Origin of the sequence: Lactococcus garvieae subsp. garvieae, assembly GCF_029024465.1 — a bacterium.
Classification (GTDB): Bacteria; Bacillota; Bacilli; order Lactobacillales; family Streptococcaceae; genus Lactococcus; species Lactococcus garvieae.
In genome coordinates, this window is record NZ_CP118950.1 from 654,911 (window position 1) to 680,039 (window position 25,129).

Sequence of the window (25,129 nt, forward strand, 5' to 3'; positions counted from 1 at the left end):
AATTCCTTGTTTTGCCTGACTTAAAATTATAAAATGTTATTAAAATAATATTCAGAAAATTAACATGGTTCTAGAATTATATTCTTAGGTAATAAATTTAGAAAGGAGTTAACGATGGTGGGGATTTTAACAGGAATAAAAAACCGATTTTTGTATAACAAATTAAGAAAATCGCTTGTGGGATTGACCCCCTATTTAGCCTTTGATAATACAAAAGAAGCGCTCCAGTATTATGAAGAAGTTTTCGGTGCTTGTAACATTACCCGGACATCACCTCATAGTGATTTGGCTGAATCATTTGGTATAGATGAAGCGATACTTTCAGAGAAAACGGTACACTCACAATTTAATATTTTGGGGAAGACCCTTATGGCTGCTGATAATTTTCAAAATGAGAAGACATCTTGTGCCGAATGCCCTGTTTTACTTGATCTTCAGGGTGAAGAAGGACGCGAAATAGAGCAGGCGCAAGAGTTTTGGAATAAACTTGTAGCTTCAAATAAAGTCATCGTTCATGCTCCTTTTGAAAAACAATTTGGGGGTGGACGGTTAGGATATTTCACGGATCACTACGGGGTATCGTGGCTGTTACATGTCCATCCTTGAACTTAAAAACTAATTTTTTAATAAATAATAATAAAAAGTATTTTGGAGGTATAAAATGGTAGAAAGAATTTCCTTAGAAAAAGCTGCGCTAGAATTTAGTGAAGCAAATGCGCCTCATCCTCGTATTTATGAACTTCCGGTAGAAGAGGGAAGAAGTTTATTAAATGAAGTTCAGGATTCTCCCGTCGTAAAGGAAGACGTCGATATTGAAGATATTGCTGTTGACACAGGGGAATGGGGGGAAATTAATGTCAGATTTATTCGTCCTCTTCACCAGGAAAAGAAATTACCTGTCATCTTTTATATCCACGGTGCAGGCTGGGTTTTTGGTAATGCACATACACACGACAAACTTATTCGTGAGCTCGCTGTACGGACCAACTCTGTTGTTGTTTTTTCTGAATATTCTCTGTCACCCGAAGCCAAATACCCAACGGCCATTGAACAAAACTACGCTGTCCTACAGCAGCTAAAAGATTTTGCTAACGATAAGAAATTTGATGTCAATCATCTCACTGTAGCTGGAGATTCTGTTGGGGGAAATATGGCCACTGTGATGACACTCTTGACGAAACAAAGGGGCGGTCAAAAGATTGGGCAACAGGTTTTGTATTATCCCGTAACAGATGCCAATTTTGACACGGATTCTTACAATGAATTTGCGGAAAACTACTTTTTAACTAAAGAAGGAATGATCTGGTTCTGGGATCAATATACGACAAGCCAAGAAGAACGTCATCAAATTACAGCTTCCCCTCTACGTGCGACGAAAGAAGATTTGGCAGATTTACCTGCTGCTTTGATTATTACTGGCGAAGCAGATGTTTTGCGCGATGAGGGTGAAGCTTATGCACGCAAATTGCGAGAAGCTGATGTGGAAGTCACTCAAGTACGTTTTCAAGCTATTATCCATGACTTTGTTATGGTGAATTCAATGAACGAAACTCATGCTACACGCGCCGCGATGTCCCTCTCCACCCAGTGGATTAACGAAAAAAACAGGAAATAAGACAAGGAGATAAAAGGAGCCTATTAGGCTCCTTTTTTGTGGAAAATTAGGCCACATGCTTCTATATATTGAAGCGTTTTTATTTTAAAAAGAAACTATGGTAGAATAAAAGATAAGATAAAGCCTTAAAAAGATAAAGAAGAGGATAAAGATGCTGAGTTTTCAGGAACGCGTAAAAAATAAAGAGAATAAGTTAACAGAGTTGGAGGAAGACTTAGTAGACTACATCTTAAAAAATAAAGAAGCGGTAAGTCAGACTAAGATTGTTATTTTATCGCAGAAATTTTACACTGTACCCAATACAATCACACGTTTTTGTAAAAAATTAGGTTATGAAAATTTCTCTGAATTTAAGATGAACTTGAAACAGGAACTTACAACTCCTGTAAGTATGAATTCACACAAGCATATCCTTTTAAAAAACTTTGAGCTGATTGATAAAGAAAGAGAAATGAAGGTCGTGCAGCTCATGCAAAGAGCGAAAAGTGTAAATTTTTATGCGCTAGATCAAACAGGACTTCTGACGAAGATGTATGTAAAAAGTCTCTTTGCTCTTGATGACAAATTTCAATTTTTTGAATATCAGCAGGAAATGAAAAAGAAGATTTTAAACTCTTCTCATGAAGTATTCTTTTTTGTCTCTTTATCTGGAGAAACACCTTCCGTTTTAGAATTAGCAGAACTGGCCAAATCCAGAAATCATAAATTGATCAGCCTTACCAATTTGACTGAAAATAGTTTAGTACAAATGGTCGATATTCCTCTCTATTGTTTAACACAAAAGGAGGAAGTAAATGGCTATGATACGACAGATAAGACACCTTTACTTTTGGTTTTGCAATCACTTTATTACAGTTATCGTGGAATTTTACACATTTAAAAAAATACTTTCAAATGAGAAGGTGTTTTTTTAGTAGTTTTCGTGAAAGCGTTTTACATTGTGGTAATATTAACTTACAACAAAAATATAAAGGTAGGTTAAACGATGAGTAACCAAAAAAACCTCTATTCTCCTTTTGAGGGGGAAATTATTCCATTGCAGGATGTTAAGGATCCCATTTTCTCTGAAAAAACAATGGGAGATGGGTATGCTGTGGAACCAAGAGGCGAAACAATTTATGCCCCAGTTTCTGGTACAGTAAGAATGGTTCAAGGACATGCTGCAGGATTTAGTACTGCAGAGGATTTGCAAGTATTACTTCATATTGGGATTGATACAGTCAGTCTGGATAAGGCAGTATTTGAGTTCAACATCAAAGAAGAAGAGACTGTTAAAGCGGGACAAGTGATTGGGCGCGTGAATTGGAAAGCAGTTGAAGATGCCGGACTTGAAAAAACAGCCATTGTTGTTATTACAAATACAGCAGAAAAATTAAAAAGTATAACCATCAATGCGTCAGGAATAGTAAAAGGAGGTGCCCCTATAGGAGAAGCTTTGGCTAAAGGTACCGAAGCAAAAACTAAAGCTCCCCAAACGAAGAAAAAGAAAAAATTCGCCCTAGGTGGTTTCTTCCAAGAATTAGGTAAAACTTTTATGCTCCCTGTAGCCCTGATGGCATTTATGGGGCTCCTTTTAGGGCTGGGAAGTTCATTTTCAAGTCAATCTACTATTGATGCTTTTCCTTTCTTAGGAAATGAAGTACTGCAAGTTGTCTTTCGTTTCTTTTCAGCCATTGGTGGTTTTGCCTTCAGTAACTTACCTGTGATGTTTGCTATGGCTATTCCCCTAGGTTTAGCAAAGAAAGAAAAAGGCGTAGCAGCTTTCTCAGGCTTCGTTGGCTATATGGTCATGAATCTTTCTATCAACTTCTTTTTAACAGAACGTGGACAGCTTGCTGCTCCTGAGCTCATGCAAAAGGCTGGGCAAGGTATGGCTCTGGGTGTACAAACTATCGAAATGGGTGTTCTTGGGGGGATTATTACTGGTATTATTGTTTACAACCTCCACAAGAAATTTTACAATATTCAACTTTCAGACAGTTTTGCTTTCTTTGGGGGATCAAGATTTGTACCCATTATTACAGCCTTAGTCATGGCTTTGGTAGGCCTCGCTATTCCAGTTATTTGGCCACTGTTTGCTCTTCTTATCCAACAAGTGGGTAACTTGATTCAACGTGCAGGTATTTTTGGTCCATTTCTCTTTTTCTCTGGCGAACGTCTGCTTTTACCTTTTGGTTTGCATCACATTCTTGTTGCGACCATTCGCTTTACTCAAGCTGGTGGAACAGCGCTCATTGATGGACACGAAGTTTACGGTGCTTTAAATATTTTCTACGGCGAGCTAGCAAATCGTTTACCAATTTCAGGCTCTGCAACAGCTTTTCTCTCTCAAGGAAAAATGCCGACATTTATGTTTGGGCTGCCAGCAGCAGCGCTTGCCATGTACCGTACTGCCAAGCCGGAAAATCGAGCAAAAGTAAAAGGGCTTCTGATTTCTGGTGTGATTGCAACGTTCGTCACAGGAATAACAGAACCAATTGAGTTCCTCTTCTTGTTTATCAGTCCTTTCCTTTGGATTTTCCACGTGATTATGACAGGGCTTGGCGCAATGATTGTCAGCTTATTAGGCGTGAAAATTGGTAATACAGATGGCGGGGTCCTTGACTTCCTTATCTTCGGGGTAATGCAAGGCTCATACACACAATGGTTCTTGATTCCTCTTGTGGGTGCCTTTTGGTTCGCAGCTTACTATTTTACATTTAAAAAGGTTATCCTGTGGAAAAACTTAAAAACACCAGGACGCGAGGCTGTACTCGAACCGGAGTATTCAGATCAAGAAATAGCGCACGATGGCAACACATCTGGTTATAATGCCGAAGCCATCTTAGCTGCCTTGGGTGGCAAAGAGAATATCGTCACACTCGACAACTGTATCACCCGTCTTCGCTTGATTTTAAACGATGGTGAACGTGTTGAAGATGAGAAGCTTAAAGATTTAGGGGCTTTGGGAGTCGTACATTTAGATGATACAAGTGTTCAAGTGATTATTGGGACAAAAGTAACGACTGTGCGCAACGCATTGGACAATTTGATTTAGAAGGAGAACCGTAAAACAAGACAATTGTCTTGTTTTACCATTTATTGATATGACAGAATTTGATAAAATAATTGATCGTAAAGGAACATTTTGTACCCAGTGGGATTTTGTAGAGGATCGTTTCGGGCAAAAGGATTTATTACCCTTTACTATCTCGGATACTGATTTCGCTATTCCCGAGACGGTGAATCAGGCCTTGCAAAAGAGGATTCAACATCCGATTTACGGATATACACGTTGGAATCATAAGCACTTCAAATCAGCTGTCTCTGCGTGGTATCAAAAACAGTTTGATTTTACGATTGAGGAGGACTGGATTTTGTATAGTCCAAGTGTGATTTACTCACTTTCTCAGTTGATTGAAATTAAGTCCCAGCCGCAAGAAGGTATTATTGTTCAAACGCCAGCTTATGATGCTTTCTTTAAAACAATTACGGCAAATGAACGTATGTACGTGGAAAATCCATTAATTTTTCATAACGGAAAGTATACGATTGATTTTATAGATTTAGAAGAAAAACTTGCACATCCGAACAACAAAATCCTTCTCTTTTGTTCGCCTCATAATCCTACAGGACGTGTGTGGACGAGTGAAGAACTGCAACAAGTGGTCTTGCTTTGCCAAAAGTACGATGTTTTCTTAGTTTCAGATGAAATTCACATGGATATTTTACGCAATGGGAAACAGCATCATCCGATTTTGAAATATGGTACAGAAAATATTGCGCTTTTAACATCAGCCAGTAAAACCTTTAATTTCCCAGGATTGATTTTTTCCTACTTATTGGTTCCTGATGCGAACCTGCGTGAAGAATTTTGTCAACATTTAAAAGAAAAAGATGGACTTTCATCTTGCAGTATTTTGGGAATGGAAGCAACGATTGCAGCTTACCAGACATCAGACATATGGCTAGAAGAGTTGAAGAGCTATTTGGATGAGACAGTAGATTTTACGCGCAGTTTTTTGCAAGAGAATTTGCCAAAGATAAAGCTTATCGAATCAGAAGCAACTTATCTTTTGTGGCTGGATGTTTCAGAGCAGGACATTCCCATGGATAAGTTACAGCAGGCTTTAATCAACATAGGAAAAGTCGCTATTATGGATGGAGAAGTTTATGGTCGGGAAGGAAGAAATTTTCTTCGGCTTAATATTGGCTGTTCACGATTCAAGGTAAAAGATGGACTTGAAAGATTACTTAAAAGTATTCAAGCTATATAAAAAAATATCCAAACATAGGGTTTGGATATTTTTATTAGGATGGTTAATCAGTTGATAAGCTTACTGAGTATTTTTGTAATTTCTTCGGGTGTTTCTTTACGTTTACGACGAATCCAGGCCTGTGTAAGACCAAACATAGCATTAGCATAATAAGTCGCAGCATAAATTTTACCCAAGCGACCAAGATTATTTCTTCTTGAATCTCTTGGTATAATGGAATGTTCAATCATACTTTTTAACTTAGCTTGCATGAATTGGTGGATTTCCTTGCTGCCGTTTTCAGAAAGCAGAGCTGCGTAGATTTCATTATTATCTAAAAATTCATAGGTCTCAAGCATTGTTTTTTGCAAGTCTCCATCATTTTTTTCAAAGACATATTGAATTGTGTTGATCAATGTTTTTTGATACTGATCAATCATTTCATACTTGTCTTGATAATGCGTATAAAATCCGCTACGACTAATCTTTGCCACTTTAACGAGCTCAGTGGTTGTAATTTGATCAAATGGCTTTTCATGTAAAAGTTGAGTCATTGCATCGCGAAGTCGCGCTTTTGTACGTTCTTTTCTATTCTCCACAGTGTATCCTTTTCCCTACGCAACAAGTGCTGTCTTAAAACTTTAGATCACTATAATTATAACATTTTTTAGACGTTGTGTCTATAAAATGATTTATAAATTATCTTTTTCTCTCCTCGTCAAATGTTTAAAAATGTGATAGAATAACAATGTCAAATAGATTTTACAATGAGAATGTGGAGAAATTTATGAGCGAAGAAAACAAATATTCTGATGCACAAATAGAAGAAATTAAAACAAAGATTTTAGCAGCCTTGGAGACAGTTATTGACCCTGAATTAGGTATTGATATCATTAACTTAGGCTTGGTCTATGAAATTTCCTTTGAGGATAACGGATTTACAGAAGTTAAAATGACACTGACAACAATGGGCTGTCCTTTAGCAGACGTTTTGACGGATCAAATTCATGATGCACTGAAAGAAGTTGAAGAAGTGACAGAAATCAAAGTCAACCTCGTCTGGTATCCAGCATGGACAGTAGATAAAATGAGCCGCTATGCGCGTATCGCTTTAGGTATTCGCTAAATAGCGGTATAACTGGCTTTTAGAGGGGTTTGATAGAAATATTAATCCTTTAAAAGTACATTTAGTACGGTATCTAAGCCATTTTTGAAAAAACATTTATTGTTGTTAAATCTAATAAAAACAGAGGAAAACAACATGGAAATTTCAATTCAATCAGCAATTCAAGAAATGCTTTTTGATAATAAAGCAAGAGGATTGTCGAAAAATACAATTATATTCAGAGAAAAAACACTAAAGGTTTTCTCTGTTTTTTTGTACCAAAATGATATTTTAAATATTAGCGAAATCAAACCAATTCATATAAAACAATATCTAGTTGACAGATTAGAATGTGGCTACTCTGAGACGTCCGTTAATGCACATTTGAGAGCTATCAGGGCATTGTTTGCATACTGTGTTAATGAAGAATACATGAGGTATGAGGAAGCGCCTATACACCGTGTTAAATGGATTAAAGAGAGACGAATTGTTGTTAATACATTTACAGATGAAGAAGTTAAAATGATGCTCCGATATACAAGAAAAAGAACTTTCAATAAAATCAAGAAAACGGGAAAAGGAAGAACTGGATTTTGTACAAAATTTGTGAATGAGAGGAATTACTTGCTAATACTTGTACTCACGGATACTGGTTTGAGGATAAATGAAGCTTTGAATTTAAAATTAGAACACATTAACGATTCTCAAATTATTATTAAGAATGGTAAAGGTAAAAAAGATAGAATTGTGCATTGTTCACCACTTGTATATAAACAATATCTTAAATACACTAGAGCAAAAGATAATTATTTGTCCAGTAATGGAATAATTCCCACCGAAAATGTATTTGTCACTAAGTTTGGTAAAAAATATGATTATAGATTAGCAGAAAAAGAAATTTATAAAATAGGAAAAGCTGTGAACATTCGTGACAGTATCCGCATCTCACCTCATACTTTCCGTCACTACTTTACTCAGAAGTTAGTTAGAGAAAATGTTGATATATACATGATTCAAAAACTATTAGGTCATTCTAGCATTAAAACAACGGAGATTTATCTTAGGAGCTTAAATATTGAAAATGAGATTAATAAGATGATTAAATATAGTCCTTTGCAGAATTTAGATTAAATATAACAGTTATATTACGTGAGTATCATAATAAAAAGTAGGATATGACCAACTATATTAAATATTAACTGAAAACTATAAAACAGCTAACTTTTTTAGCTGTTTTATAGTTTTCAGTTAATATTTAATATACCCGAATTGCTAGTTAATTTCATTGGAAAATAACTAGCAATTCGGGTATTACTAATAGATTCGACACATCATGAAATATCAATTACAAAACATTTTTTTAATATTCTATACCCTATAGTATACACTTTTAGTGATGGGCATTATGGGATGTTGTTAGATGTTGGTGACAGGGTTAGTAAATCTTGATATAATGGGATTATCATCGCAAATGGAACAAGAACCGCTTTAAGGAACTTTTTTCTCTTTTTCCGTTATTCTGTCTCTCTAATAGTTTTTAAGCTTTGCAACAAAACTATTACTTTTATAATACCTTTTATTGTCATAAACAAAAATACGTGGTATAATAAAAGTAAAGAAAAAGGACTTGCTCGATACAAGTCCCATGTAGCCGTTTTAAGAACGGTAGCAATACTACTTAATCAATGACCAATAGCTCTGCTAAGCTGAACGGTCATTTTTTGTTACTTGTGTTTATGACAAGAATCATTAATGTTGCAAAAGCAATCATAAGACTCAATGCCTGGTAAACAGTCAAAAAATTTTCGCCTTTCATGTTTTGTGAGGAATTGCCACTAAAACCATGGCATCACCTCCAATCGGGGCTAACGTTCATAAACTCTACCTTACTATTATACCAAAAAAGGGAGCAACAAGCCATCTACGGCCTGCTGCTCCCTTTATTTTTTATATGGTATCCCAATTTTTTCAATTTGCGATTATATATTTTTCAATTTACTTCACAGAATTCCACGCTACACCTTCATATTTCCATTCTTTCGGTGCTTTTGTTAAAACACTCTTCTCATAAGAATCTGCTGTCATTAAGTGAGCACCAATACCTGCTTTAGGATTAAAGAGGCGATAAACTGGTTTTCCACCTGCTTTTGGTGTATAGAAAGCAACTCCTTCGCTCTTCCACCCTTTAGATGTCAAAACTTTAACCTCTTTTGAATCTGTCGTATTCAAATGTTCTCCTGATTTAGGATTATAAACACGATGGACAGTCACAGTCGTAGAGTCCGATTTTTTATACTCTTTAAAGTTTATACCTTCGCGAACCCAATCACTTGAAAGTTCTGGGAGATGTTTGTATTCATAAGCATCAGCTGTATAGAGATGTTCCATTGATTTTTTATTATAAAGACGATAAACATTTACCACTTCTTGTTTAGAAGGTGGAGTTGAATTTTCTTTATAAACATAAGTCACAGTTTGTGCTTTATCTGTAAATTTACCTGAAGCCGCCCCTTTAATTTCTTTAAAGGTGTAGTTCTTAATATCTTTTTTAGATGAGCTATAAGATTCACCTACATTGCCTTTTAAAATAACATCATCTGAAATTGATTTTCCTGATTCATCTTGATAATGTACGGTTACATCTCCTCCAGCAACTGGGGCTTTCGTATAAACATAAGTGACTGTTTGTGCTTGGTCTGACAGAGTCCCTTTTCCATTAGCTGGGAGCTTGCTTTCGTCTAAAGTGTAACCTGGAATTTTTAGCTTATAAGCATTTGTTGTGGCATCATAGGGATCTCCTATATTACCGCTGATAGTTTGAGAGGAAACACTGGGAAGCTTTCTACCATTTTCATCAACATATTCTACTGTAACATCTTGAGCAGGACGTTTTATTGGCTGCCAAACATATGTATCAGGAGTATTTGTGGTACTTCTATTAATTAATTCCGAGCTATCTCCCACCCAGTTACCATTTGGTAAATCTTTAGTTCCTGTACCCAAGGTTTGCCACTTCCCTGTATAATTGCTATCTGCAATAGGATTGTTCAGTCCTAAAAATAAAGGGATTAACCTAGTCTTACTTCCTAAAGTCAGACTGTGGAGAGGTGCTCCATAAAACATTCCTGACATGTCAGTGACATTTGAAGTATCAAATGAAGATAAATCTAAACTTGTTAAAGAACTCATGATATAAAACATAGAATTCATATTTGTGACATTTGAAGTATCAAATGAAGATAAATCTAAATTTGTTAAAGAACTCATACGACTAAACATAGCATTCATATTTGTGACATTTGAAGTATCAAATGAAGATAAATCTAAACTTGTTAAAGAACTCATGCTGTCAAACATTCCTGACATGTCAGTGACATTTGAAGTATCAAATGAACTTAGATTTGAAATGGATTTAACATTTGATAAGTTTGAGAAAAGCCCATATGAATCTGTTGCTCCAGTTACTTTTCCCTCAAAAACTATTTCATTAATTTGTTTTTGATGGTCGTTCCAAGGAGAGGATACTTTATCTGTTGTGTTACTAAATTGTCCAGTTCCAATATGTAACACACCTGACGAATCAATTCTCCATGGTGCTGTCCCAAACACTCCTGATGCGATGTCACTTGAACTCGCCTGGACTTCAACATTTTCTGGTGAAGCCTCTGTGGTTACTGCTTGTGTTTCTGCGACTTTTGGGGCTTCAGCAATAACTTGTAATGTGGGTGAGATAGCTCCCAATACTATCGTGCTTAAAGCGATTGTATAGGTCATTTTTTTCATATATTAATCCAATTTTCCTTAATATTTATATTTCGTTTGAAAGAAAAAGTAGGGTTTACTTGAAAGAATGATACTATTTAACCCTGCTAATATGCCATTCTTATAAAAAATAAGAAATGAAAAAATGATACGGGTGCTCTTGAATATTTTTGAAAGTGTTGATATAATAGTAAGTACATCGTTTTCAGAAAAAAATAACTGTTAAATAAACCCTACTTTTTCTTGCAAACGAAATATGAAGATTGGAATGAATTATGAAAAAATTAACTTCAGTTCTTGCTTTAGGCACGGTATTATTAGGATTCCTTTCCCCTGCAATAGAAGGTATAGCTGAAACGACACACCTTTCAGACACTACTAATGGTATTGAAATTGGACAATCATCTGAGGATTCAACACAAGTAGGCAACGAAATTGATAATAGCCCCACCCGTCCTATGCAAGATATTGATGAAAATCAAAAAAAACAGTCATCTAATGTTGTTAGTGAAGATAATCTGGTTCTAACGAATCCAGTACATGATAATCAAAATGAGAAAACCAAAATTTTAAATGAAAAAAGCTGGTTAGCTACTGAACTCGATGATAACCAAGCGTTTATTGATGCAACGGTTACTGCTGTCAATAAATCAGAAAGTGAAATACAAAAATCTGATTTAGAATTGATTAAGACATTGAATGTAACTGGTGCATCAAGTATTCCAGAAAAAATTTCTGATTACATTACTTTAGAGAACTTATATGTTGAAAAGGGAACCGTATCAAGTATTCCAGATGGTCTTTATTCACTCAATAAGACCCTTAAAAACTTGGGACTTCGAAATAATCATTTCATTGTATTACCAGAAAAGCTATTTGATGATTCTTTTTGGATTGGAAAAAGTAATGGTTTAACTTTACTATTAGATAATAATCAAATTGTTTCTGATGTTCCTAATAATACAGGTACTGCAGGTATGTTAGACTTTAACTCACGTAATAACATGTTGGAATATTTTAATAAAACAGATTATCATAATAATCCTCAAGGACAGCTTATGTATCAAGGAGGAACCCCAACGATAAATGTTCCAGTTGGTTATGATTTTAACGCTAATACTCCAGATACTACGAATCTTTCTCTTTATGTGATTAATGCTGGCTATCAACCATTATTTCCTGGACATGAATTTGTTTATTATGATGACGGAAGTAGTTCAGTAATACAAAACGGTGTTGCAACTCATTCTGGAAGTGGAAAAATATGGGTAAAAAGTAAATTTTCAACCTTAACCAACCCTTTTGCTAGAACACAAATCAAAGTAAATGTAGAGGCTCCTGCTGTAGCAGGAGATGTCACAGTAAAATATGAAGATGTAAATGGAATTTCTATTTCAGATGATGTTGTAAAATCAGGAAATATTGGTGAAGCCTACACAACAGAACAAAAAGATATCTCGGGCTATACTTTTAAAGAAGTCAAGGGCAACGTATCAGGTCAATTTACAGATCAACCGCAAACGGTGATTTATGTTTATGAACAAACTAAAGACCAATCCACAGTTATTGTACATGACTCAGAACTCACAGTTGGTGATGCATGGAAATCAGAAGATAATTTTGACAGTGCCACAGATTATTATGGAAATACTGTTCCTTTTTCAGACATCACTGTTGACGGAAGTGTCGATACTTCTAAAGTAGGGACTTATAAAGTAACTTATTCAAGAATACTTCCTGCTTTCTTTTCTGCTGAAAATCAGGGAGAATATTCTGCTGTAGCCACAATTACTGTAAAAAATGCTCAACCTGTAAAAGGTGGGGATGTTACTGCAAAATATCTCGATACAAACGGAAATAAGATTTCAGATGATGCTGTAAAAACTGGTAATGTCGGTGAGACCTACACTACTGAACAAAAATCTATTGATGGGTACACATTCCAAGAAGTTCAAGGCAATACGTCTGGTCAATTTACGGATCAAGCTCAAACGGTAACCTATGTGTATACCAAGAATGAAATCCCCAATGCAACTGGAACAGTCCTTGCTAAATATGTGGATACAGATGGGAATAAGATTTCAGAAGATATTGTGAAATCAGGAACTGTTGGGGAAGGCTATAGTACTGAAAAGAAAGTTATCAAGGGTTATACTTTCAAAGAGATTCAAGGCAAAGCGACTGGTCAATTTACAGATCAATCTCAAACTGTAACTTATGTTTATACTAAAGATAAAAATGATACAGTGAAGCCTGAGCCAAAACCAGAGAATAAACCAGATTCCAAGGATAAAAATGATAATCAAGGAATAACATCTTCAACACAACATGGATTACCTGCAACAGGGGAAAATGAAAGAATGACGATGATGAGCATCATCTTAGGATTAGTTCTTGTAGCCTTGGGAGCAGTCGTTTCGATTTTCCGATTTAAGAAAGTAAATAAATAATACCAAAAAGAAGTTATGCGTTATAACTTCTTTTTTTATCAAAAAATGAATAACTATATTAAAAGTCAAGAATAAGGTGTTTTGAAACTAAATGGTTTAATAAATAGTTGAAGGTATACAAAAAATCTTGCAAGAGTATAAGTTTAAAAAATTAATCTTTGTGGTGGGAGGGTAGATATATTTATATTAGTTTGTTCTCATCAAAGGTTTTATTAGTTTTGGGGAAATAGAAAATTAGATGATAACCTGTTTTTAAGCAAGACAGGACAGTGTATAAAGATAGTGGTTAACATTGAGTTAATAATTACTCAAACAGGCTTAAAAGCCAATGTGATAGGCTCTGTGAGGTGCTCTCACCGCATACCTTTAGACACTATTATACAGTCAAAAATGTTCAACTAGGACAAGATGTATTTACTATTAGTAAGTTATTAGGGCACAGTGATTTATCAATTACTCAAACATATATACAGTCTCTAACTAATGAACAATTAATTACTAAGGCTTTGAATTTTAGCCCACTGACAAATTTGAAGTGAAGAATAAGTAATGAATTAATTTTATATTATTTTTTTATATATTGAGTGTGAGTATTAGACTGTAGAATACAATTTTTTGGCTAAAATAATTAAATATTTTGGAGAAAAACAAAAATGGTTAATTTTTGTGAACAATTAGAAAATCATGGTATGATTAAGGTACATAAAACTAATCTCTTTACAAAGAGGATCATTCCTAAGATTGGAAAAAACTGAAAAATATTAAAGCAAAAAGTATTATATTCTCAGCAAGTTGATTTTTGTTAATTAGTACGCCTTATTTTGTGGATAGAGCAGGTACTATAGCAAATAATTCAACTTCATATGTGGGGACACCTGCTGATATTCCTGAAGATGCATCCCAAGTGATTTTAAATAAAGAAAATCATATAGAATACACAATCAATAACGGAGGATAGATACAAGATTCAACTGGAGAAGATATTCAAGTCCCGGTAAATATATCGCCCAACATCGAATCTAATAGTGATGGATCTATAGTTGGAGAAACTAAATATACAGCATATCTTGAAGATGCAGAGGTTGTAGCAGAAGTCCCAGAAAATCTACTTACAGTTGGTAGTAATATTTTAAGTAAAGGTTTTTTTGGAATTAATGCATTTGCACAAACAAGTAATACTGGTACATATACACATGATAAAGGAAATCATGTTAGTGTATCTACAACGGTGAATTGGTCTTCAAGTGGAATAAATAAGAAAATTAACTATGTTACAGGCAATTATTGTATCTTTACTTCGGGATTTAAGGTGAAAAGTTCTAGTTTAAGAGTAGGAAAATCAAACTTAATTCAACAAAATATTTCAAAAGTTTGGAATCTTGGAGGAGCTCATAATTGGAGAGTCAACTGTAACTTTCCTTATCGAAGTACTGCAGGGAACGGTGTAGCAGGTGGAGCCAATTATTCATTGACTATAACTAATGGAAGAACATCGTATAGTGTAACTCTTTATAATACAGTTTGGGGTGGATAAAATGAAAAAAAATAAAATAATATTAGGTATATCTTTAGTAGGATTTATTGCTTCCATGTTCCTTCCATCCTTTCAAGGGATAGATATTAAGGTTTTTGATTATACAAAGATGAATTATTTTGAATTAGTTAAAGAAAAGTGGTGGATTTATGTACTGCTGTTGATTATCTTGGTATTAATAAGAACTTTATCAATAGAAAAGTCTAAGATATTATCAAGTATCTTTGTCTCTGGTTTCATATTTTTTAAACTATCACTTTTGTCACTAGAAAACGGACATTTATTTATAAATGGCTACCCAGTTTTGTGGGGTTATGCAGTAGCTACTTTATTTGGATTATTAGTGTCATTTTCCTTATTAATAGATACTTATAAAGATCGTGGATAAGTTGTAATAAACTAACTAGACAAAGAATTTTGTATATTCTAATTACAAAAAAAGAATCATTAGTATCCCTGATGATTCTTTTTTATAGAGAATCTCCCTATAATTTGCGTCAGAACTCGTATTAAAGTAGAGGGTGATCAGATAAATTTTTGGGGGAGTACCAGTATTAAAATAATGGGATCTTATCTGGTAAACCTATGTTGGAAAAAATTATGACACTAGTATCCCCAGTTTTATGCCTCAATTTTTGTAATTAATTTAGTTTCACAATAATGGCCTCTGCCAGCCACATAGACTTTTACAATTTCTTTCTTATTGTTAGTCTCTAATTTAACAAAAATTTCAGAAGGGGAGTTTAAAGAATACCCTTGTTCAAAGGTATATAATTCTTGTTCGAGATGGATTTTTTGATATAGGTAACATGCTAAGGCACAATTTGAAGTGCCTGTTGCTGCTTCTTCATCAATATCAAAACTAGGCGCAAAATTTCGGCAAATTATACGGTTTTTATTGAAGGTATAAAGATGCATACCAACAACACCATACTCATCGCTAAGGTTTTGGATTTCAGAAAAGTCAGGTTGGAGATCATGTAGCATTTCTTCAGTTTTAATTGGAACTAATATGTCTTTTAAGCCTGTTGACACAATTTGAATAGGATAATCTGTTTCAATAAAAGTTGTATCAAAACAGTCACAGAACTGCTCAATAGATAAAACATCATAAAATTTGGGATCTGTTTGTTCCATAAAAACCATGTCGTCTTTTAAAGTGATTGTTAAAATCCCACTATTAGTTTCAATTGTGTAATTATCTTTGAAAAGTTTATTGAGATAATCAAGTATGATAAATGAAGCAATTGTAGCATGGCCACATAAATCAACTTCCTCTTTAGGCGTAAAATATTCAAATTTATAATCAGCTCTTGTAGATTTTGATATGAAGGCAGTCTCTGCAAAACCTAATTCTTTGGCAATAGACATTTTTGATAAAGAATTTAATGGTTGCTCTAATAGTACAACTCCTGCCTTATTACCTCCTTTTTGATTTTTACTAAACGCACTAGCAACGTAAACTGTGATTGTCATAAGATTTTCCTTTTCTCAATTATATTCTTTCATTATACCTAGTCATTATCAAAGAGTAAAAAATAGTCACTTGCTTATTTAAAGGATATCTGTGAGGTATTATAAAAATCCTCCCCAAACGAGGAAGATTTGCGGCATTTTACTCATTGAATGAATATAAAATGATGATTATTGATTGCTCTTAATTTTTAAAAAATTTACTAACACCAACATCATAGCAAGGATAATAGTACAGAATAGGGGAAATACAATCAATGAACCTGTATGAATTATCCCGACTATAAATGTACAAATACTTACTATGAGATAATACCCTAAACTTAAGAGTGCTCCTGATATTCCAGCTGTTTTTGGAAAGTTATCGAGTGCTAAACTTAGGCAATTAGGCAATGCCATCCCAATTCCTACCAATAAGAAAAATATGCCTAGTATATATAATATAAGTTCACTTATACTATTTAATTGCATCAATGGAGTTATTCCCCAAAATAATGTTGACACAAGGGATAAAAATATCCCCTTTCTAATTATTAGTATAGCATTTGACTTTTCTAATAACCTGCTAGATTGCCAAGCTCCAATCATTGTGGATAAAGCGACAATACATCCCATAAATCCATATTGACTTTGCGTAAAATGAAAGTGATCAATAAAGATACCAGGAGCTTCAGAATAATATCCGAAGATCATACCATTTAATAATCCAATAAACAGGCAAAAAATGATAGTGTTGGAATCTAAGAGCATCTGTTTAGCTAAACTGAATACACTAAATAGGCTGGGATTTACCTGATTGTAATTGAGGGTTTCTGGTAAATTCTTCAAACTAAAATAAAACAGTAACATTCCCATGATTACTAGCACACAAAAGACAATCCGAAAGCCATAGAATTGGGTGATAATACCACCTATAAGGGGGCCGAGTGCAGGGGAGAAGGCCAAGACAGCCGATATTTTAGCAAACATATGATGCCGTTCTTTTCCTATATAGCTGTCTCTTAAAATGGTTTGAGTAGTAACTGATCCAGTGCTTGCACCAAACGCTTGTATAAATCTACCTACAAATAATAAGACTATATTATTTGATATCAGACAAATAATACTACCAATGATGTATACTAATATCCCAAAATTCATTGCCTTTCGTCGACCAAAATAATCGGAACCAATTCCCCAAAATACTACTCCTAGAGCGAACGCTAGAAAATAGATGCTCAAAGTCATTTGAGCTATATTGAGACTTGTACTGAAAGCTTTAGCAATTTCAGTTAGAGATGGCGTATATATTGTTTCACTTAGCTGAGGAAAACCTACTAGACATACAAGTAAAACTAAGTTTATATTATTATTTGTTTTTTTGGATGTTTTTTTCATTATAATCTTTCTTAAATTATTTATTTTTTAACTGTGAAAAAAACATCCGTTGAAGGGAAATGGTGGGATCATAATTTTAATCCATAAATAAAAATTTATAATAACACCTCCTTTTCGAAATCTAAGAATTAATTATAACATCAATTAAGGAAATATCAAATAATCTCTAGCTATTACTTATTATATATCTTAAATGAGATAATTTAAACAGAAGATCGAAATATACTTTTTATATGAAGTGATATGAATTATGGGGAATAGATACGCAAGGTATTATGTTTTGAATGTATAATTATATCTAGCTAGGAAGAAAGACGAAATTAAAGGGATATAAGGGCGGACGGTTTCATAAAGTAAACACACTGAAAAAATACAAAATTTTTATTTAAAATTATGTTATGAGAAGGAGGTGCTTTATGAAAAAAACACTTATTAGAGTAGTTTGGTTGTTCTTTATTTCGGCCGGATTACTTATGGCTAGTAATATAACAAGTTCCGATATGATAAAAAAGAATGATTGGAAAGAAAAGTTTGTTACCCATGCGGAATTACAAGATGAAAATGGGGTTGCTCAAAATAATTTTGATATTTATGATAATATGCAAGCTCATTGGGAATACAGTATCCCTGCTGGAACAGATATTTATGCAGGTGATACGATGACCGTTAAAATTCCGAGTGTTTTAACCATACAATCTAATGTATCATTTGATATTAAAGATTTTGGTGGAAATATTATTGGGAAAGCCATTGCTGATCATAATACAGGTGAAATAGTTATCACTTTCACAGAATATGCGGAAAAATCATCAGATAAAGGGATTTCAGGTACTTTTAATATCTGGGTTCACTGGGATCACAGTGAGGTTGAGCAAAATACAACAGTGCCAATTAAATGGGGGACAGGAGTAGAAACAATTATAGGCATTCACCCAGGTAGTGGACAGCCCGATCCTAATGAAAAACTATATAAATGGGGGAGTGTTGATACAAAAGATCCTACTATAATACATTGGACAGTGCGTGTTAATCTTGCTGAAATTGATATTCAAAATGCAGTTCTTGAAGATACACTTGGTCCTAACCAAGAGCTGGTCCCAAGCTCTATAGGTGGTTTTCATGTAGCTAGTTGGGATAACGATTGGAATCCGGTTCCTGGAACTATAATAAACCCCAACATTATTTCAGTTATTGATTCGAAAACATTCTCAATTAATTTTGGAGACTTGAGTGATTGTGTTATTATTAATTATGATGCTAAAACCACGGATGGTGGTGAATCATTAAGGTATAAAAACTCAGTCTCATTAACTGGAGATAATATTGAAAGCAATGTAGTTGATGTTCAAACACCTACAAATGGGGGGAGTGGTACTGGAGAAAGTAAAATAACAATTCAAGGCACAAAAACATGGATGGATAATAGTAATATAGAAGGTTTACGTCCTCAATTTATTACTATAAATCTTTATCGTAATAATATAAAAATTGATTCTAAAAAAGTATCAGATAAAGATAAATGGAAATATTCTTTTGAAAATCTTGATATGTATGCAAGTGATGGCAGTAAGTATAATTACAGAGTATCAGAAGACAGTGTAAAAAATTACATATCCAAGCAAGATGGATATAACTTTGTGAACACATTAGAGGGCGAAATAGATATAAGAGGAAAAAAAATATGGGATGATAATAACGATGAGGAAGGCAAACGCCCTGACTTTATAGTTGTTGATTTATTAGCTAATAATTCAATTATAGTATCTAAAAAAGTAACAGCTGACAATAACTGGAATTATGAATTTCTAAAACTTCCCTTGTATGATGAGGTAGGTAAGAAAATTTCCTACAGAATTGAGGAAGAAAATGTCCCAGACTATACATCTAAAGTTCATGGGTTTAATATAACTAATAGTTATATTAAAAAAGATGTCTCCTATATCCCAAATACACCCAATAAAAAAAATAATCAAGGTTTAGTAAGTAAATATAATTTAAAAAATAATATTTCGACTAAAAAGTCTCTACCTAGTACAGGTGAAAGCAATAATATGTTACTCGTAAGTATAGGTGGAATTATTTTAATAATTATATGTATACTGATATTTAAAATAAAAATAATTAATAAATGACTAATGACATGAATTTTTATTTTTTGAATAGGATAGTACTAATATTAGTTTTGTGTTAGAAAAAACAATCAGACAAACAACTGACAACTTATTTTAAGTTGTCAGTTGTTTTTACATAGAGTATGTATTATTAGAAATGATAGTATTTATCGAAACAAAATAATTGAAGTTCTAGAATAGGCATTAGTATTGAATGAAGATATATAATGGAATGATATATATTATATTATTTAATATGTTTTTTATTTTTAATAATTGAATTGGAAAGTGTTCTAAGGTGAATGTATTGATTACCTTATATATTTTAGATTATATAAAAGAATGAACGCATTCACCTTAAAAAAGGCCAAGCTGATTTACAGATGTAACAAGCTTACTTGCATAACAAATAATCAATAATCAAAATTTTTTAGAAATACCCCAATTGAAGTAAGTGTAGTGTATGGAGACATTCACATTCATGAAAAATATAATAAGTTATAAGTTGAAAGAAAAAAATATAATGGGGAAAGTTTAAATATGGCAGTAACTACTGATTAGGGAGAAAGTGTGTATTTTTGTGAGAAATGATATTTGGATTAAGGAGAAAAAGAATGAAAAAATTAAGTGAAGGACAAGATTTAATTGTCTCAGTTAGAGAATTGATTAAAGACTATAGCTTTTTGGTTAGTAAGAGTCATATCAAATCGTTTAATAAACAAGGCAAATTAGCGGGAGATACAAAAAAGTCAATAATAAAAGAACTAAAATGGCGATTTGGAAAAGTAAAATATTTACCTGGAGCAGGTAGAAGGGAAGCAACTTTCAATTGTACTAGTTTCAATGGAAATACTGAGAAATATAATCCATATAGTGATAATGGTGGTTCAATAAAGGAAGATTGGTCGAACGAAAAATGTATGTTTGCGAATACAATAAGTAGTTATGATAGTGATAGTTGGGTATCAAAAAGCAATATTTTTAGGAAATCATTTGGTGTTTCTGATATAGATAAAGACTATGTTAGTAATTTTATTAAAGAACATGATTGGACTAATGTCAAATAATTGGACATAAAATGAGCTATATTTTCTTAAAATATTTTTCTTCCTTCTGATTTGGAGTTAAACCATTGTTGGCAGAATGAGGATTATAGTTGTTGTAGAATTGTTCGATGTATTCAAAGCAAGAGAGTTGAACCTCTTGAATGGTGTGATAAGTTCTTCGATTAATTTCTCTTTGTTTAAGGTACTTGAAAAAGACCTCAGTTACGGCATTATCATAAGGATACCCAGGTTTAGAGTAAGAAGCAAGTAACTGATGCTCATCTAATATTTTTCTAAAGGAAGCTGATTTAAATTGACTCCCTTGATCTGAATGAAAAATAATTGGTTCCTTAGGTTTTCTCTTATTTATAGCCATCTCTAGGGTGTCACAAGCAAGTTTAGCATCAATCTTATCACTTACTTTCCAAGCGATGCATTTTCTAGAGTAGAGGTCAAGAATGGCGCAGAGATAAACGTGACGCTTAGGTCCTATAGAAATATAAGTGAAATCAGTTGTCCAAACTTGATTCGGGGACTTCGGATTAAATTCTTGTTTAAGGAGATTATCAGAAGAAAATGCAGGAGAGTGTTTTGATTTAACCCGAGGTTTAATGGTCGACATTTTAGGGAGTGTCATAGACTTGAGAAGTCGTAAGATACGGCCTTCAGAAATATTAACGCCATAATCACGCAGAAGAATGATTTTAAAAGCTCTCGTTCCAATTCTTTTCTTAGCTTTCATATAAATCTCAAGGAGTAATTTTCTCAAGCGTTGATTTTCTATTTCACGCTTCGAAGGCTTCTTGTTAATGAAGTTATAGTAGGTGGAACGATTGACATGTAAAACACGACAGAGCATAACTGTCGTGTGTTCAAATCGGAGTCTATAGACTGCTTTTAATCTCACTTGGAGTTTTGCATGAATATGGCACTCGCTTTTTTTAAGATCAGATTTTCTTCCTCAAGTTGTGCATTCCTTTTTTGTAATTCTTGAATCTGTTTGGCAGTCAACACCGTATTATCTTCAAGACGAACTTGAGAGTACTGCTTAATCCATTTTGCAAGAGCAGAGACGGAGACGCCATAGTCTCTACAGAGTTCGGATTGAGTTTTACCTGTTTGATAGAGGTTGACGAGAGATTGTTTGAATTCCTCGTCGTAACGTTTAAAGCCTGACATAAAAGTCCTTTCATTTTTGTGTCTTCTTAGACAGATTATAACACACATATTTGTGTCTACTTTTATAGTATAGCTCCAATGATTGATTTGTCTAACAATATGGACTCATTAAGACGTGAGTACAATACTATGACTCATAAAGAGTTAGATAGTATCTATATAAATACCAATAGTAATATATTTTCAGTAGATACTAGTTTTAGAGAACAAGTGGGTATTGACATACAGAAGAAAAGATTTTTTTCGAGTACATTTAATGGCTATATTCTGGTTAATGGTTTTAAAGAACCTAGCTATAAACTAGTTAATGTAATAGACTTAAACAAAATTATTGATATTGAATTAAGAGAAGATAATGACATAGTTACAAAAGTTTCGACTGCGAGTGTTGTGGCGCGTGGAGTAGTTGGTGGAATGCTAGCTGGTGGAATTGGAACTATTATTGGTGGTGCTACGGCAAAATCTAAATCTTCCAGTAGTTTAAAAGAAATTTCAATAAGATTTAAACTGAGCGATATGAATAATCCATATCAAGAAATTTTAGTGGCTTTTAATAAAAATGGGATTAGTAATGAGAAACAACAAGAGGTGTATAGATTATTTAGCCAGCTAGAATTAGTGATAAGTAATTTGGAAAAATGAATAATTAGGATGCAAATGTATATCTGATATCCAATATATTTTTCATACGCAGTAGCCTCTGTATGAGAGTAGAAATAATAAGAGAAAATAGTGAATCGCTCCTTAGGTGAATCACTATTTTTGCTATAGAGTTCTTAAATAAATTATATTTCGAAATTATAAATAGTGTGAATGAGTGTTAAGTTTTAAATATTTAACGTGTTGACAGCGCTTACTTGTAGTGGTATGATAAATTTAGAGTATGTTGTTTTTAATATTTTATAATTTGTGCTTAATTTTAATTAATATATAAAGAGAAAATAGGGAGGACGACTTGAAGAAACTTAAATTAAAGGGAGAAGAAAAAGGAGGGGACGAGAAAAAAAGAAGCAAAGAAGTTGATTGGAGAAAAATAGAAAAAAATAGAATAAGTGAAACTATTGATAAAAATAGAAGAGGAGAACGGAAAGTAAGGGTTATCCCACCCAGAAATAATAAATTTGCACATCAAAATTTAGAAATAATACGAGTAGCTGCTTATTGTAGAGTTAGTACCCTTGATGAAATGCAAATGGGGAGCTTCGAGATGCAAATTCAACATTTCAAGAAAATAATAGAATCGAATCCCCAGTATGAACTAGTTGATATATATGCAGACGAAGGAATTTCGGGTACTTCTGTGAAAAAACGTATTGGTTTCCAAAAAATGATTGAAGATGCTAAGGCTGGTAAAATTGATTTGATTTTAACTAAGAGTATCAGCCGTTTTGGAAGGAACATTGTAGATATTATTTCAACTTTAAGGGAACTTAGGGCATTGTTCCCTCCAGTAGCTGTAAATTTTGAATCAGAGGGAATATTTAGTAGCGATAGTAATAGTCAGTTGATTATTACATTATTATCCTCAATAGCTGAGCTAGAAAGTCAACAGAAAAGTATTGCTATCCGAGAAGGAATACAATATCGGATGCAAGAAGGTATATATAAATTTTCTGTGAAAAATATTTTAGGATACTACAGAGATTATTTAGGACAAGTCAGAGTTGAACCTGTAGGAGCGCAGATCGTAAGTTATATTTATGATTCTCTAATTGAGGGAGCTTCACCAGAATATATAGCTTTGTCTTTGACTGAGCAAGCAATACCAACACCAATGGGTCTTAAACAGTGGAGGTCGTCAACTGTGAAAAGTATATTAACTAATGAAAAATATAAAGGAGATGTACTTTATCAGAAAACCTTCTCACAGGACTATTTATCTTCTAAAAGTATAAAAAATGAAGGAATATTACAACAATATTATTGGACAAATTTGCATCCAGCTATTATTGATGAAGGAAGGTGGGAAAAAGCTCAAGAATTTTTAAAATTAAAACAATGGAGTAAGAGAAAGTCTTTAATTAAAGATATTTCTGGTAAATTTATAGTTGGAAAAATAAAATCAGGTCTTTTAAGAGGTTATTATTTGATAGATTTTAAATGGTCTATGGAAGAACAAAAAAAGTTTATTGAAATAATCAAGTCAGAGACAAATTTAGAAAGAGGTAGTGATGACAGTAGACATAGATAATTTGAAATTGGAAGTCATTGATTTAAACAAGAATGTATTACCTTACATAACTTTAAACAAGACAGGGGTTACAATAAGTACACGTGTTATAGAGGAGCTGAATTATCCTCAAAATGTACAATATTGCTTAGATCCTCATCAAAAAATATTTGCTATACGTGCTTGCAAAAGTAATGAGCAAAGAGCTGTTCCGTTTTCAAAATCTCGTCTAGAACAAAATAAGTCTATTCATACTAATAATAAAGCTATAAAAGGTAGTTTAAGTAAATTAATTGAGAATTTTAGTCAGGATTTTAGATATAAAATTATTGGTGAAGTTGATTTAGAACATCGAGTAATTTATTTTGATATGAAAAATGTAGAAAAGGGATGAAAGAAAATTTAATATGTACACTCAAAACTGCAAGTAATGTACTAATTTAAGATAAAAATAGTTCTAGATTATGTAGTAAATATTTAAAAACAGGTAGTTCTCAACTATATTAAGAAAATAAATATTATTTTTAAAATGTCAAAAAATATGTAAGTAGTATATGCCTTTTTTTGTAATTAAATCTCCAAATTAAAAATTTTATTATTCTTGTAAGATGTTAAAATAACCATTTCTACATACATTATTTTAATAATCGTGTGATTTATATATATAATATAAAAGAATAATTTTACTTTTCGAAGAGAGCGGAGGTGCTCTCTTTTTGGCTATGAAAGTCAGTAACTCAATACTTATCTTATATGGAAAAATAGTTACATAACAACAATAGTGTCAGAAAAAAATGACTTTGATTAAAAAACAAAAACTTAATTGACTCTATCGGATTTATAATACGGAAGTTGAACGAAATTTTAAAACCAGTTTGAGGTAAGAAGTAAAAGAGTCTTTAGAACTTTCTTTATGGTACATTTAGTATACATTCCAAGCTATTTATTGTTTGACTTTGAAAGTATGGTAGTCTATAATCATTGATATAACAACAATTAAAAAATGAATTTCAAAAATATTCCAGCATGGACAGTAGATAAAATGAGCCGCTATGCGCGTATCGCTTTAGGG

The 25,129-nt window shown here is 33.1% G+C and carries 20 protein-coding genes and 1 pseudogene; 15 read left to right on the plus strand and 6 right to left on the minus strand.

Features of this window, described 5'->3' with window-relative positions; translation table 11 throughout:
* The first annotated feature begins 114 nt into the window (after window positions 1-114).
* From PYW30_RS03290 to PYW30_RS03310, 5 genes are all read left to right on the plus strand, one after another.
* Window positions 115-606: a VOC family protein gene (locus PYW30_RS03290; RefSeq protein ID WP_017370868.1), complete on the plus strand. Its 492-nt coding sequence runs from the start codon at window positions 115-117 to the stop codon at window positions 604-606.
* Window positions 607-661: 55 nt separating this feature from the next.
* Window positions 662-1,615, plus strand: a complete 954-nt coding sequence (locus PYW30_RS03295; RefSeq protein ID WP_042219410.1) for an alpha/beta hydrolase — start codon at window positions 662-664, stop codon at window positions 1,613-1,615.
* Between the two features lie 151 nt (window positions 1,616-1,766).
* Window positions 1,767-2,495 (plus strand): MurR/RpiR family transcriptional regulator, encoded by a 729-nt coding sequence (locus PYW30_RS03300; RefSeq protein ID WP_004258544.1) that lies wholly within the window; start codon window positions 1,767-1,769, stop codon window positions 2,493-2,495.
* A gap of 105 nt (window positions 2,496-2,600) precedes the next feature.
* Entirely contained in the window at window positions 2,601-4,652 is a 2,052-nt protein-coding gene (gene malX, locus PYW30_RS03305) for a maltose/glucose-specific PTS transporter subunit IIBC (RefSeq protein ID WP_004258541.1), read from the plus strand.
* A gap of 49 nt (window positions 4,653-4,701) precedes the next feature.
* Window positions 4,702-5,871, plus strand: a complete 1,170-nt coding sequence (locus tag PYW30_RS03310) for a MalY/PatB family protein (protein ID WP_004258539.1) — start codon at window positions 4,702-4,704, stop codon at window positions 5,869-5,871.
* Window positions 5,872-5,918: 47 nt separating this feature from the next.
* On the opposite strand, the gene PYW30_RS03315 is transcribed toward PYW30_RS03310, so the two are convergent.
* Window positions 5,919-6,449 (minus strand): TetR/AcrR family transcriptional regulator, encoded by a 531-nt coding sequence (locus tag PYW30_RS03315; protein ID WP_014024486.1) that lies wholly within the window; start codon window positions 6,447-6,449, stop codon window positions 5,919-5,921.
* A gap of 188 nt (window positions 6,450-6,637) precedes the next feature.
* Here PYW30_RS03315 and PYW30_RS03320 point away from each other — a divergent pair, with 188 nt between their 5' ends.
* Entirely contained in the window at window positions 6,638-6,976 is a 339-nt protein-coding gene (locus PYW30_RS03320) for a metal-sulfur cluster assembly factor (protein WP_004258533.1), read from the plus strand.
* A 135-nt stretch (window positions 6,977-7,111) separates the two neighbouring features.
* The gene (locus PYW30_RS03325; protein WP_042219406.1) at window positions 7,112-8,086 is read left to right on the plus strand and encodes a tyrosine-type recombinase/integrase; all 975 of its coding nucleotides are present in this window, start codon (window positions 7,112-7,114) and stop codon (window positions 8,084-8,086) included.
* Window positions 8,087-8,669: 583 nt separating this feature from the next.
* Here the strand turns inward: PYW30_RS03325 and PYW30_RS03330 are convergent.
* Window positions 8,670-8,771, minus strand: a complete 102-nt coding sequence (locus tag PYW30_RS03330; RefSeq protein ID WP_023889634.1) for a putative holin-like toxin — start codon at window positions 8,769-8,771, stop codon at window positions 8,670-8,672.
* Between the two features lie 179 nt (window positions 8,772-8,950).
* Window positions 8,951-10,729: a MucBP domain-containing protein gene (locus tag PYW30_RS03335; RefSeq protein WP_232254501.1), complete on the minus strand. Its 1,779-nt coding sequence runs from the start codon at window positions 10,727-10,729 to the stop codon at window positions 8,951-8,953.
* Window positions 10,730-10,992: 263 nt separating this feature from the next.
* Between PYW30_RS03335 and PYW30_RS03340 the strand changes: the two genes are divergently transcribed.
* From PYW30_RS03340 to PYW30_RS03350, 3 genes are all read left to right on the plus strand, one after another.
* Entirely contained in the window at window positions 10,993-13,167 is a 2,175-nt protein-coding gene (locus PYW30_RS03340; RefSeq protein WP_042219743.1) for a MucBP domain-containing protein, read from the plus strand.
* A 347-nt stretch (window positions 13,168-13,514) separates the two neighbouring features.
* The gene (locus tag PYW30_RS10640; RefSeq protein ID WP_308203567.1) at window positions 13,515-13,706 is read left to right on the plus strand and encodes a tyrosine-type recombinase/integrase; all 192 of its coding nucleotides are present in this window, start codon (window positions 13,515-13,517) and stop codon (window positions 13,704-13,706) included.
* Window positions 13,707-14,702: 996 nt separating this feature from the next.
* Entirely contained in the window at window positions 14,703-15,089 is a 387-nt protein-coding gene (locus PYW30_RS03350) for a hypothetical protein (RefSeq protein WP_042219741.1), read from the plus strand.
* 233 nt (window positions 15,090-15,322) lie between these two features.
* Here the strand turns inward: PYW30_RS03350 and PYW30_RS03355 are convergent, their stop codons facing one another.
* Window positions 15,323-16,177, minus strand: a complete 855-nt coding sequence (locus tag PYW30_RS03355; RefSeq protein ID WP_042219739.1) for a PhzF family phenazine biosynthesis protein — start codon at window positions 16,175-16,177, stop codon at window positions 15,323-15,325.
* 168 nt (window positions 16,178-16,345) lie between these two features.
* Window positions 16,346-17,551: a multidrug effflux MFS transporter gene (locus PYW30_RS03360; RefSeq protein ID WP_042219736.1), complete on the minus strand. Its 1,206-nt coding sequence runs from the start codon at window positions 17,549-17,551 to the stop codon at window positions 16,346-16,348.
* Window positions 17,552-17,967: 416 nt separating this feature from the next.
* Here PYW30_RS03360 and PYW30_RS03365 point away from each other — a divergent pair, with 416 nt between their 5' ends.
* The gene (locus PYW30_RS03365) at window positions 17,968-19,683 is read left to right on the plus strand and encodes a Cna B-type domain-containing protein (RefSeq protein WP_052370196.1); all 1,716 of its coding nucleotides are present in this window, start codon (window positions 17,968-17,970) and stop codon (window positions 19,681-19,683) included.
* A 593-nt stretch (window positions 19,684-20,276) separates the two neighbouring features.
* On the plus strand, window positions 20,277-20,729 hold the full coding sequence (locus PYW30_RS03370; RefSeq protein WP_096822733.1) for a hypothetical protein: 453 nt from the start codon (window positions 20,277-20,279) through the stop codon (window positions 20,727-20,729).
* A gap of 3 nt (window positions 20,730-20,732) precedes the next feature.
* On the opposite strand, the pseudogene PYW30_RS03375 reads toward PYW30_RS03370, so the two are convergent.
* Window positions 20,733-21,887: pseudogene (locus tag PYW30_RS03375) on the minus strand (IS3 family transposase); the annotation flags it as partial.
* Window positions 21,888-21,965: 78 nt separating this feature from the next.
* Here PYW30_RS03375 and PYW30_RS03380 point away from each other — a divergent pair.
* From PYW30_RS03380 to PYW30_RS03390, 3 genes are all read left to right on the plus strand, one after another.
* Window positions 21,966-22,529: a hypothetical protein gene (locus PYW30_RS03380; protein ID WP_150385309.1), complete on the plus strand. Its 564-nt coding sequence runs from the start codon at window positions 21,966-21,968 to the stop codon at window positions 22,527-22,529.
* Between the two features lie 313 nt (window positions 22,530-22,842).
* Window positions 22,843-24,078, plus strand: a complete 1,236-nt coding sequence (locus PYW30_RS03385; RefSeq protein ID WP_052370185.1) for a recombinase family protein — start codon at window positions 22,843-22,845, stop codon at window positions 24,076-24,078.
* Window positions 24,059-24,451, plus strand: coding sequence for a hypothetical protein (locus tag PYW30_RS03390; RefSeq protein WP_023889735.1), 393 nt, complete (start codon window positions 24,059-24,061; stop codon window positions 24,449-24,451). Before PYW30_RS03385 ends, PYW30_RS03390 begins: the two co-directional genes overlap by 20 nt.
* Window positions 24,452-25,129 lie beyond the last annotated feature (678 nt).